Here is a 10,264-nt window from a genome sequence, read left to right as displayed (position 1 = left end):
CTCCAGAACCAGCCCCGCACCCCCGGCAAGCCGCACCGCCGCCCCCGCGGGACCACCCGCACGCACGCGTGTGGTGCCCCTGCCGTCCGGGTCACGCAGCTCGACGGCCCACCGCCCGTCATCGCCCCGCGTGGAGAAATGCACCACCACGCGCGCGTGCCCGATCACCCCGTCGACGGCCGCCGCCAGCGTCGACGACGTGTTCACCACCAGCAGGTCCCCGGCCCGCAGCAGCCGGGGCAGTTCCGCGAACGCGTGGTGGGACACCTCCGTACCGCGCGACACCAGCAGTCGTACGGAGTCCCGGTCGAGCCCCGGCCCGCGCTGCTCGACCGGCACCCGCGCCGACCGGTCCCCGGGCACCTTCAGCGCCGTCGTCATCACGCCTCCAGCAGGGACGGCGCCCCGTACCGGCCGCTGGCCGGCCGCTCCTCGATCAGCCGCAGGAACGCCGGCACCACACTCTCCGGACGCGGCCGCGGATCGTCGTCGTCCGGCACCGCCGCCGCGTACAGATCGGTGCCCATGTCGCCGGGATCCACCGCCCACACCCGCAGCCCCGGCTCCTCCACCGCCAGCACCGCCGACAGCTGGTCCAGCGCCGCCTTCGACGCCCCGTACCCGCCCCACGTCTCGTACGCCTCCGCCGCCGCGTCCGAGCTGACGTCGATCACCGCGCCCGCGCCGGACGCCCGCAACAGCGGCAGCGCCTCCTGGACCAGCCCCAGCGCCGCGACCACATTGACCTCAAGGGCCCGCCGCAGCCCGTGCAGGGCCAGCTCCTCCAGCCGGACGAGCGGCTCGGCGCCCAGCGCGCTCGCGTTGTTGACCAGCAGGTCCAGCCCGCCCAGCGCACGGGCCGCCGCGACCAGCGCGGCCCGGTGCGCCGCGTCCGTCACATCCCCCGGCAGCGCCTCGACCCGCGTCCCGCGCGCCGCCAGCTCCTTCGCCGTGCCCCGCAGGACCTCCTCGTTCCGCGCGTCGAGCACCAGGTCCCATCCCCGCTCGGCCAGCGCTTCCCCCAGCGCCCGTCCCAGGCCCTTGGAAGCCCCCGTGATGATCGCCACCGGCATGACATCGTCCCGTCGTCGTTGGCCGCCTCCCGCTCCGGTCGGCGGTGATCCCAACGTAGGAACCCGGCCCTCCCCACCGCCTCGTACGCGGGCCCCAGTACGCCAAGGCCCTTCGCCCTAGGCCACCGGTCGGGGCCCCGGGACCTAGGTCCGGTCGTAGGCCAGGAACCTAGGTCCGACGGCCGGGGCGCCGCCGTCGGCGGTCCGATCCGCGCTGTCGGGCCCCGCCGGTACGGTGAGCTCATGAGTCAAGGTCCCCGGTCGGGCCTCGCGGCGGTCAGTTCCGCGCTGCTGGCCATGAGCCGACACCTGGAGGTGCGGGACGTCCTGAAGACGATCGTCGCCTCCGCCCGAGAGCTGCTCGACGCCGAGTACGCCGCCCTCGGCGTCCCCGACGACCACGGCGGCTTCGCCCAGTTCGTCGTCGACGGCGTCACCGACGCGCAGTGGAAGGCCATCGGCCCCCTCCCGCGCCAGCACGGCATCCTCGCCGCGATGCTCCACGAGGCCACCCCGGAGCGCCTCGCCGACGTCCGCGAGGACCCGCGCTTCGAGGGCTGGCCCACCGCCCACCCCGACCTGATCGACTTCCTCGGCCTGCCCATCCGCGACGGCGACGAGGTCATCGGCGCCCTCTTCCTCGCCAACAAGCGCTGCCCCCGTCCGGAGGGCGGCTGCGGCTTCACCGAGGACGACGAGGAACTGCTGTCGATCCTCGCCCAGCACGCCGCGATCGCCCTGACCAACGCCCGCCTCTACGAGCGCAGCCGCGAGCTGACCATCGCCGAGGAGCGCTCCCGCCTCGCCCACGAGCTGCACGACGCCGTCAGCCAGAAGCTGTTCTCCCTGCGGCTGACCGCCCAGGCGGCGGCCGCCCTGGTCGACCGCGACCCCTCACGCGCCAAGGGCGAGCTCCAGCAGGTGGCCGCCCTCGCCGCCGAGGCCGCGGACGAGCTGCGCGCCGCCGTCGTCGAACTGCGCCCCGCCGGACTCGACGAGGACGGCCTGGCCGCCACCCTGCGCACCCAGGTCCACGTCCTCGACCGCGCCCACAGCGCCCGCGTCACCTTCTCCGGGCGCGGCGCCCGCGCGTTGCCGGCGGCGCAGGAGGAGGCCATGCTCCGCGTCGCCCAGGAGGCCCTGCACAACGCCCTGCGCCACTCGCAGGCCGAGCACGTCGACGTCGCCCTGGAGCGCCGGGGCCCCGGCGCGGTGCTGCGGATCACCGACGACGGCACCGGCTTCGACCCGCTGGCCATACGCCGCGCGGGACGCCACCTCGGCCTCGTCTCCATGCGCGACCGGGCGAGCGGGGTCGGCGGCACGCTGACCGTGGAATCGGCGCCCGGCAAGGGCACCACGATCGAGATGGAGGTCCCCGGTGGCTGACGCAATCAAGGTGCTGCTCGTCGACGACCACCAGGTGGTCCGCCGGGGCCTGCGCACCTTCCTCGAGGTGCAGGACGACATAGAGGTCGTGGGGGAGGCCGCCGACGGCGCCGAGGGCGTCGCCCGCGCCGAGGAGCTCCGGCCCGACGTCGTCCTCATGGACGTCAAGATGCCGGGCATGGACGGCATCGACGCGCTCCGCAGACTCCGCGAACTCGACAACCCCGCGCGCGTGCTCATCGTCACCAGCTTCACCGAGCAGCGCACCGTCGTCCCGGCCCTGCGCGCCGGCGCCGCCGGGTACGTCTACAAGGACGTGGACCCCGACGCCCTCGCCGGCGCCATCCGCTCCGTGCACGCCGGACACATCCTGCTCCAGCCGGAGGTCGCCGGGGTGCTCCTCTCCCAGGAGGAGGCCAACTCCGGTCAGGGGAGGGGCGGTTCGCTCACCGAGCGGGAGCGGGAGGTGCTCGGCCTGATCGCCGACGGCCGCTCCAACCGCGAGATCGCCCGCGCCCTGGTCCTGTCCGAGAAGACGGTCAAGACCCACGTCTCCAACATCCTCATGAAGCTCGACCTGGCGGACCGGACCCAGGCCGCGCTGTGGGCGGTGCGCCACGGTGTGACCGGATGATGGGCCGATTGTCCGGCAACCCGGAAGGTTCCCCTCCGATCTGAGATTCATACCGTCGGGTGTATGTCCTCCGAATGGCGCATCCTCGGCGGGGCCCCGCCGTTCTTCAGTGCGTGCTGCGTGCGACCGCCGCAGTGATCGCGAGGAAGGGCTCAGAAGTGAAGAACCTGAAGAAGGCCGCCGCTGTCACGATGGTGGCCGGTGGCCTCGTCGCCGCCGGTGCGGGCATGGCCTCCGCCACCGACGGCGGGGCGCACGCGGGCGGCACGGCCGTCGGCTCGCCGGGCGTCATCTCGGGGAACGTCATCCAGGCCCCCATCGACATCCCGGTCAACGTGGTCGGCAACAGCGTCAGCGTGGTGGGCATCCTGAACCCGGCCTTCGGCAACCTGGGTGTCAACCACTGACGTTCCGCCCCGGAGCACCAGTGACCACCGGCCTTCCGGATCCCTCCGGAAGGCCGGTCAGCCATGTCCGCGACCCCGGCCGAGGCCCCCAGCGACTCTGCCGACCCGGGCCAAGGTGTCAGGGCCCCGGGGCGCGCACTACCCCCGCTCCCGCTCCTCCACGAACGCGTTGTACGCCGCCACCTGCGCCCGCCGGGCCGTCCGCTCCACCGGCCGCAACGCGGCCACCCGGGAGCCCATCTCGGACGCGCTCACCGCACCCCCGTGCCCGTTCTCGTACGCCAGCGAGATCAGCAACCCCACCCGCTGCGCCAGCTCCAGCACCCGCACGGCCCGCGGCGGATACCCGGGCGCGAGCACCTCACGCCCGCGCTCGGCCCGCGCCCGGTACGCGTCGATCGCCGCCTCCGCCACCGGCCCCGACGCCGCCACGTCCAACCGGGACAGCACGGCCGTCGCGTCCCGCAGTGCCTCCGCCAGCTCCCGCTCGGCCTCCCCGAGGGACGGCACATCGGCGGGCGGCGCCTCCCGCACCTCCAGACAGTGCCAGACCACCTCGACGTGCTCGTCGCCCGACGGCCCCGCCGCGTACACCTCCGGCACCAGCCCCAGCGCACCCCCGTGGCACACCACCGCCTCCTCCGACTCCAGCGCCCGCTTGTTGAACTCCGGCGGCCCACTGAGCCCCAACGGATGCCCCGGCGCGGGCAGGGCCACCCGCAACCCCGTCACCCCCAGCGTCCGCAGCCGCCCGAGCCCGAGCGTCAGCCCCACGGGCCCCGACTCGCCGGGCAGCCCCTCCACCCGATGCACCGCGTCCTCCCCGACGATCGCGAGCACCGCGTCATCCGGTGAGACAAGTCCGGCAAGAAGGGCGTTCCCCCATGCGGCAAGGCGTCCTGAACGTGGTTCCGAGAGCATGCCCCCCACCCTAAGGACCGACCGATGGAATGGACCGCCCGACCGGTGGCGTAGATTTCCCTGAGGGCTGCGCCCACCCGGCGGTGGCTCCAACCACAGGCGTACGCGACAGCCGAGACAGGCCGACACTGCAAGGGGAGACAGCGCGCTCATGAGCGATGTTCTGGAGCTGGAGGACGTATCCGTGGTCCGCGAGGGCCGGGCTCTGGTGGACCAGGTCTCCTGGTCGGTCAAGGAGGGCGAGCGCTGGGCCATCCTCGGCCCGAACGGCGCGGGCAAGACCACCCTCCTGAACGTCGCGTCCAGCTACGTCTACCCCAGCAAGGGCACCGCCACGATCCTCGGCGAGACCCTCGGCCGGGTCGACGTCTTCGAACTGCGCCCCCGCATCGGCATGGCCGGCATCGCCATGGCGGAGAAGCTCCCCAAGCGCCAGACCGTCCTGCAGACCGTGCTGACCGCCGCGTACGGCATGACGGCCACCTGGAACGAGGACTACGAGGAGATCGACGAGCTCCGCGCCCGTGCCTTCCTCGACCGCCTCGGCATGACCGAGTACGTCGACCGAAAGTTCGGCACCCTCTCCGAGGGCGAGCGCAAGCGCACCCTGATCGCCCGCGCCCTGATGGCCGACCCCGAGCTCCTCCTCCTCGACGAGCCCGCCGCGGGCCTCGACCTCGGCGGCCGCGAGGACCTCGTCCGCCGGCTCGGTCGCCTCGCCCGCGACCCCATCGCCCCCTCCATGATCATGGTCACGCACCATGTCGAGGAGATCCCCCCGGGCTTCACCCACGTCCTGATGATCCGCCAGGGCGAGGTCCTCGCCGCGGGCCCTCTGGAGCTGGAGCTGACCTCCCGCAACCTCTCCCTCTGCTTCGGTCTCCCGCTCGTCGTCGAGCAGGTCGGCGAGCGCTGGACCGCCCAGGGCCTGCCCCTCACCTGACCTCCAACTTCTCCCGCCGATCCGCCAGTCGGGCATCCGCGCTCCACAACCAGGGCCGGACGCAACCGACTTGGCGGATCCGCTGTAAGCGATCTTTGACCGTGCGCTCTGTCGGCGCAGCCATCCCGGTCCTACGATGGACGATGTGGACAGCATCGACGCGTGGGTGTGGTGGCTGATGGGCGCGGCCGGGCTCGGGATCGCCCTCGTCGTGACCGCGATGCCGGAACTGGGCATGCTCGCCCTGGGCGCCGTCGCCGGCGCCGTGACCGCGGGACTGGGCGGCGGTGTCGTCCTCCAAGTGGTCGTGTTCGCCGTCGTGTCCGTGGCGCTCATCGCCGTCGTACGGCCCGTGGCCGCCCGCCACAGAGCCGGGCGGCCCGAACTCGCCACGGGGATCGACGCCCTGAAGGGCAAGCACGCCGTCGTGCTGGAACGGGTCGACGGCTCCGGCGGCCGTATCAAGCTCGGCGGCGAGATCTGGTCCGCCCGCTCCCTCGACTCCGGGCTCACCTTCGAGGTGGGCCAGGAAGTCGACGTCGTGGAGATCGAAGGAGCCACCGCGATCGTCATGTGACCTCGTACGACGCGGTCACGACGCGATCACGCAATGCACCGAACGTCCCACCTGGCAGGCACTGTTCTGCCAGACTCGACGAGCAAGATCCTCAACAGGCAAACAGGCATAAGATCTTCCACAGGCGCCGCGGCGAAGAAGGGCACGGGGAGCGAACGATGGAACCGATCATCATCGTCCTGATCATTCTGGTGGTGTTGGTCTTCATCGCCCTGATCAAGACCATCCAGGTCATTCCACAGGCGAGCGCCGCCATCGTGGAGCGCTTCGGCCGCTACACGCGCACGCTCAACGCGGGCCTCAACATCGTGGTCCCGTTCATCGACTCCATCCGCAACCGCATCGACCTCCGCGAACAGGTCGTGCCGTTCCCGCCCCAGCCGGTGATCACCCAGGACAACCTGGTCGTGAACATCGACACGGTCATCTACTACCAGGTCACCGACGCCCGAGCCGCCACCTACGAGGTCGCCAGCTACATCCAGGCGATCGAGCAGCTCACCGTCACCACGCTCCGCAACATCATCGGTGGCATGGACCTGGAGCGGACCCTGACCTCCCGTGAGGAGATCAACGCGGCCCTGCGCGGCGTCCTCGACGAGGCGACCGGCAAGTGGGGCATCCGCGTCAACCGCGTCGAGCTGAAGGCGATCGAGCCGCCCACCTCCATCCAGGACTCGATGGAGAAGCAGATGCGCGCCGACCGTGACAAGCGCGCCGCGATCCTCACCGCCGAAGGTACGCGCCAGGCGGCGATCCTGACCGCCGAGGGTGAGAAGCAGTCCCAGATCCTGCGCGCCGAGGGTGAGGCCAAGGCCGCCGCCCTGCGCGCCGAGGGCGAGGCCCAGGCCGTCCGTACGGTCTTCGAGGCCATCCACGCCGGTGACCCGGACCAGAAGCTCCTCTCCTACCAGTACCTCCAGATGCTCCCGAAGATCGCCGAGGGCGACGCCAACAAGCTCTGGATCGTCCCCAGCGAGATCGGCGACGCCCTGAAGGGCCTCTCCGGCGCCATGGGCAACTTCGGCAACCTGGGCGGCGGCCCCACCGTTCCCAGGCCGGCCGACGGCAACGCCGACCGCCGCGAGAAGCCGGCCATCGACTGACCACGACGACGGGCCCGCCTTCCATCAGGAAGAGCGGGCCCGTCCGTCGTAAGACAGCAGTCGGTGGCGCCGGTTACGCGGCACCCTTCGACAGCCAGTCCGGCAGCGCGTCGAAGTCGTCATGTCCCAGGGACAGCAGCATCGCGTCCGCCGGAGTCGGCTCGAACGGCTGCCGCAGCAGAGGCATCCCCGCCTCGTCGGGAGTCCGGTTCGCCTTGCGGTGGTTGTCCTCCGCGCACGACGCGACCGTGTTCAGCCAGCTGTCGGAGCCACCCTTGGACCGCGGCACCACATGGTCCACGGTCGTCGCCCGACTGCCGCAGTACGCGCACCTGTGCCTGTCCCGTACCAGCACACCCCGCCGCGACCACGGCGCTTGTCTTCGGAACGGCACCCTCACGTACCTGCAGAGCCTGATCACCCGGGGCGCCGGTATGTCGACCGCGGCTCCGCGCATGCGCAGTTCGGGGTGGGTCTGCTCGACGACGGCCTTGTCCTGCAGCACCAGAACGACGGCTCGGTTGAGCGTCACCGTCGACAGCGGCTCGAAGCTCGCGTTCAGTACCAGCGTGTCCCGCATCCCAGCCCACCTCCTGTGCACCAGCCCACCCCCCGGCAGGCTTGGATCAACTGTGGCCGGGCACGCCGAGATGGACAACGCAATAAAAAATGCCCGCCTCTGATCACTTCCAAGACCAGAGGCGGGCAAACGCTCAATGAACGTCCGGCTTCGTTACTTTTCCGCTACAGCGGCGTACTCCCCGATGAGCTGGGCGCGCGCCAGCGTGTGGAAACGGAGGTTGAATCCCACCACGGCGGGCGAAGCGTCGGAATCCGGACCGAGCTTCTCCTGGTCCACGGCGTACACCGTGAACACATAACGGTGTGCCGGGTCACCGGGCGGCGGGGCGGCCCCACCGAAGTCACGCGTCCCGTAGTCGTTGCGCGCGTGCACCGCGCCCTCGGGCAGCCCTTCGAACTTCCCCGACCCCGCGCCGGTCGCCAACTCGGTCACGGACACCGGGATGTCGAACACGACCCAGTGCCAGAACCCGCTGCCCGTGGGGGCGTCCGGGTCGTAGCAGGTCACGGCGAAGCTCTTGGTCTCCGGCGGGAAGCCCTCCCAGCGCAGCTGCGGAGAGGTGTTCCCGCCCGCGTAGACCTGAGCGTCCTTGAGCGTCGCCCCCGGCTCGACGTCCTCGCTCGTGACCGTGAAGGACGGCACGACCGGATGGAAATCGTGGGGGAGCGGCGGCCTCTTCGGCTCGGTCACCTCGGTACCTCCTGGTGGATCCTGTGGGTTGGTTCAGAGCCTAGAACCAGCTGCGCTTGCTGCCGACTTCCGACAGCCACTGGTTCAGGTAGGCGGCCCAGTCCGTGTTCCCGTAGTCCTGCAGCCCCACCCGGAACGAACGGAACGAGTCGCTGCCCTCACTGAACAGTCCCGGCTTCTTGTCCATCTCCAGCACGACGTCCATCTCGCGCTCGTCGGCGACGAAGCTCAGCTCGACCTGGTTCAGCCCGTGGTACTGCTGCGGCGGGAAGAACTCGATCTCCTGGTAGAAGGGCAGCTTCTGCCGCGTGCCCCGGATGTGGCCGCGCTCCATGTCCGCGTTCTTGAAGCGGAAGCCCAGCTGGATGAAGGCGTCCAGGATCGCCTGCTGCGCCGGCAGCGGGTGCACGTTGATCGGGTCGAGGTCACCGGAGTCGACCGCACGCGCGATCTCCAGCTCCGTCGTCACACCGATGTGCATCCCCGGCAGCGTCTGGCCCTGGATGGTCGTGACCGGCGTCTCCCACGGGATCTCCAGCCCGAACGGCACCACGTGCACCGCCTGCGCCTTCAGCTCGAAGGCACCCCCGAGGCGCTGCTTCAGGAACTCGATGTCCTGCTTGTACTCGGCGTCCTGGCCCTCGACCTCGACCCGGGCCTGCAGCCCGACCGACAGCGCCTCGATCTGCTGGTCCACGGAACCGCCCTGGATCCGCACCTCACCCTGGACGACACCGCCCGGCACCACGTTGACCTCGGTCAGCACCGTCTCGACCGAAGCGCCACCGGCCCCCAGGCTCGCGAGCAGTCGCTTGAACCCCATGTCTGTTCCTCCCGTCAGGCAGCAACGCCTGTGTATCTGTGTGGCTCTGTAGTTCTCTGTGGGTGGATCGCTCTGTGTGGCGTGGATCCTTGATCCCTACAAACGCGAACCGGCGGTGACCGGTTCCGTGTCCCCACACTTCCAAGGAGGACGCTTCCTCGCCACCCATCGGCCCGCACCCGTCTGGACTACGCTCGTACGCCATGATCGCGACCCCCGACCGTACGCCCCTGGCCCGAGAGTTCTTCGACCGCCCCGTCCTGGACGTCGCCCCCGACCTCCTGGGACGCATCCTCGTGCGCACCACCCCGGACGGTCCGATCGCCCTCCGCATCACCGAGGTCGAGGCCTACGACGGTCAGAACGACCCCGGTTCGCACGCGTTTCGCGGACGCACCGCCCGCAACGGCGTGATGTTCGGTCCACCCGGTCATGTGTACGTGTACTTCACGTACGGCATGTGGCACTGCATGAACCTGGTGTGCGGTCCGGAGGGCCGGGCGAGCGCGGTCCTGCTGCGCGCCGGCGAGGTCATCGAGGGCGCGGAGCTGGCTCGCAAACGTCGAATCTCGGCCCGAAATGACAAGGAACTGGCCAAAGGGCCGGCCCGCCTGGCCACAGCCCTGGATGTCGACCGCGCCCTCGACGGCACGGACGCCTGTTCCCCCGAGGATCCCCCTCTCACGGTCCTGACCGGCACACCTGTCCACTCCGACCAGGTATGCAACGGCCCCCGTACCGGCGTCGCGGGCGACGGAGGCGTCCACCCCTGGCGCTTCTGGATCGCCGACGACCCCACGGTGAGCCCCTATCGGGCCCATGTCCCCCGCCGTCGCCGAACTTGACTCGCCTCCGGGCGGTCCGTAACGTAGCCCGAGCCGCTTGAACCGGGTACGGCAGTCAGCCAGCAGCCGGAAGCGGCCACCCACTACCTACGACATCCCCTCCGCGGGGGCGAATTAGGCATGCCCTGATTCGAGTCCGCAGAACTCAATTATGAGTTGCCGAGGGAATCGGCTAACGTAGTGAATGTCGAAAGGCCGCGAGGGAAACCGAGAAGCCCAAAGACAGCCGAAAGGCAAATCCCGCCGACAGGGAATCGGATCGGAAAACGATCT

The 10,264-nt window shown here is 70.6% G+C and carries 13 protein-coding genes; 7 read left to right on the top strand and 6 right to left on the bottom strand.

What is annotated here, in order from left to right; translation table 11 throughout:
* Nucleotides 1–381 (bottom strand): S-adenosylmethionine:tRNA ribosyltransferase-isomerase (locus AOK15_RS17880; RefSeq protein WP_167738828.1); only part of this gene is annotated, 381 nt, incomplete at its 3' end.
* Complete coding sequence (locus AOK15_RS17875) at nucleotides 381–1,073, bottom strand: SDR family NAD(P)-dependent oxidoreductase (protein WP_055517948.1); 693 nt, start codon at nucleotides 1,071–1,073, stop codon at nucleotides 381–383. The genes AOK15_RS17880 and AOK15_RS17875, both read right to left, overlap by 1 nt.
* Nucleotides 1,074–1,316: 243 nt before the next feature.
* Here AOK15_RS17875 and AOK15_RS17870 point away from each other — a divergent pair, with 243 nt between their 5' ends.
* The 3 genes from AOK15_RS17870 (at nucleotide 1,317) to chpE (ending at nucleotide 3,503) form a co-directional block, all read left to right on the top strand.
* Nucleotides 1,317–2,462, top strand: coding sequence for a GAF domain-containing sensor histidine kinase (locus AOK15_RS17870; protein WP_055517947.1), 1,146 nt, complete (start codon nucleotides 1,317–1,319; stop codon nucleotides 2,460–2,462).
* Nucleotides 2,455–3,096 (top strand): response regulator, encoded by a 642-nt coding sequence (locus AOK15_RS17865; protein WP_055517946.1) that lies wholly within the window; start codon nucleotides 2,455–2,457, stop codon nucleotides 3,094–3,096. Before AOK15_RS17870 ends, AOK15_RS17865 begins: the two co-directional genes overlap by 8 nt.
* Before the next feature lie 158 nt (nucleotides 3,097–3,254).
* The gene (gene chpE, locus AOK15_RS17860; protein WP_055517945.1) at nucleotides 3,255–3,503 is read left to right on the top strand and encodes a chaplin ChpE; all 249 of its coding nucleotides are present in this window, start codon (nucleotides 3,255–3,257) and stop codon (nucleotides 3,501–3,503) included.
* 138 nt (nucleotides 3,504–3,641) lie between these two features.
* On the opposite strand, the gene AOK15_RS46900 is transcribed toward chpE, so the two are convergent.
* Nucleotides 3,642–4,424 carry a hypothetical protein gene (locus AOK15_RS46900; protein WP_055517944.1) on the bottom strand — a complete coding sequence of 261 codons (783 nt, stop codon included), beginning with the start codon at nucleotides 4,422–4,424 and terminating at the stop codon, nucleotides 3,642–3,644.
* Nucleotides 4,425–4,575: 151 nt separating this feature from the next.
* On the opposite strand from AOK15_RS46900, the gene AOK15_RS17850 reads away from it, so the two are divergent.
* From AOK15_RS17850 to AOK15_RS17840, 3 genes are all read left to right on the top strand, one after another.
* On the top strand, nucleotides 4,576–5,367 hold the full coding sequence (locus AOK15_RS17850) for an ABC transporter ATP-binding protein (RefSeq protein ID WP_055517942.1): 792 nt from the start codon (nucleotides 4,576–4,578) through the stop codon (nucleotides 5,365–5,367).
* Nucleotides 5,368–5,512: 145 nt separating this feature from the next.
* The gene (locus AOK15_RS17845; RefSeq protein WP_055517951.1) at nucleotides 5,513–5,944 is read left to right on the top strand and encodes an NfeD family protein; all 432 of its coding nucleotides are present in this window, start codon (nucleotides 5,513–5,515) and stop codon (nucleotides 5,942–5,944) included.
* 158 nt (nucleotides 5,945–6,102) lie between these two features.
* On the top strand, nucleotides 6,103–7,050 hold the full coding sequence (locus AOK15_RS17840; RefSeq protein ID WP_055517941.1) for an SPFH domain-containing protein: 948 nt from the start codon (nucleotides 6,103–6,105) through the stop codon (nucleotides 7,048–7,050).
* Between the two features lie 73 nt (nucleotides 7,051–7,123).
* Here AOK15_RS17840 and AOK15_RS17835 read toward each other — a convergent pair whose 3' ends face one another.
* From AOK15_RS17835 to AOK15_RS17825, 3 genes are all read right to left on the bottom strand, one after another.
* A complete protein-coding gene (locus AOK15_RS17835; RefSeq protein ID WP_055517939.1) occupies nucleotides 7,124–7,630 on the bottom strand; it encodes an HNH endonuclease in 507 nt (168 codons plus the stop codon).
* Nucleotides 7,631–7,783: 153 nt separating this feature from the next.
* A complete protein-coding gene (locus AOK15_RS17830; protein WP_055517938.1) occupies nucleotides 7,784–8,323 on the bottom strand; it encodes a YbhB/YbcL family Raf kinase inhibitor-like protein in 540 nt (179 codons plus the stop codon).
* Nucleotides 8,324–8,363: 40 nt separating this feature from the next.
* Nucleotides 8,364–9,146 (bottom strand): sporulation protein, encoded by a 783-nt coding sequence (locus AOK15_RS17825; protein WP_055517937.1) that lies wholly within the window; start codon nucleotides 9,144–9,146, stop codon nucleotides 8,364–8,366.
* A gap of 203 nt (nucleotides 9,147–9,349) precedes the next feature.
* Here AOK15_RS17825 and AOK15_RS17820 point away from each other — a divergent pair, with 203 nt between their 5' ends.
* Entirely contained in the window at nucleotides 9,350–9,991 is a 642-nt protein-coding gene (locus AOK15_RS17820; RefSeq protein WP_055517936.1) for a DNA-3-methyladenine glycosylase, read from the top strand.
* Nucleotides 9,992–10,264 lie beyond the last annotated feature (273 nt).

This window comes from Streptomyces ossamyceticus, from assembly GCF_001418475.1.
Lineage (GTDB): Bacteria > Actinomycetota > Actinomycetes > Streptomycetales > Streptomycetaceae > Streptomyces > Streptomyces ossamyceticus.
The sequence above is the reverse complement of the archived record's forward strand: the minus strand, read 5'-3'. Positions and strand labels throughout refer to the sequence as shown.

What these genes read in the sequence shown, in the direction of transcription:
- AOK15_RS17875 (WP_055517948.1), bottom strand. Translation starts at nt 1,073, where the DNA reads ATGCCGGTGGCGATCATCACGGGGGCTTCCAAGGGCCTGGGACGGGCG.
- AOK15_RS17870 (WP_055517947.1), top strand. Translation starts at nt 1,317, where the DNA reads ATGAGTCAAGGTCCCCGGTCGGGCCTCGCGGCGGTCAGTTCCGCGCTG.
- AOK15_RS46900 (WP_055517944.1), bottom strand. Translation starts at nt 4,424, where the DNA reads ATGCTCTCGGAACCACGTTCAGGACGCCTTGCCGCATGGGGGAACGCC.
- AOK15_RS17850 (WP_055517942.1), top strand. Translation starts at nt 4,576, where the DNA reads ATGAGCGATGTTCTGGAGCTGGAGGACGTATCCGTGGTCCGCGAGGGC.
- AOK15_RS17840 (WP_055517941.1), top strand. Translation starts at nt 6,103, where the DNA reads ATGGAACCGATCATCATCGTCCTGATCATTCTGGTGGTGTTGGTCTTC.
- AOK15_RS17835 (WP_055517939.1), bottom strand. Translation starts at nt 7,630, where the DNA reads ATGCGGGACACGCTGGTACTGAACGCGAGCTTCGAGCCGCTGTCGACG.
- AOK15_RS17825 (WP_055517937.1), bottom strand. Translation starts at nt 9,146, where the DNA reads ATGGGGTTCAAGCGACTGCTCGCGAGCCTGGGGGCCGGTGGCGCTTCG.
- AOK15_RS17820 (WP_055517936.1), top strand. Translation starts at nt 9,350, where the DNA reads ATGATCGCGACCCCCGACCGTACGCCCCTGGCCCGAGAGTTCTTCGAC.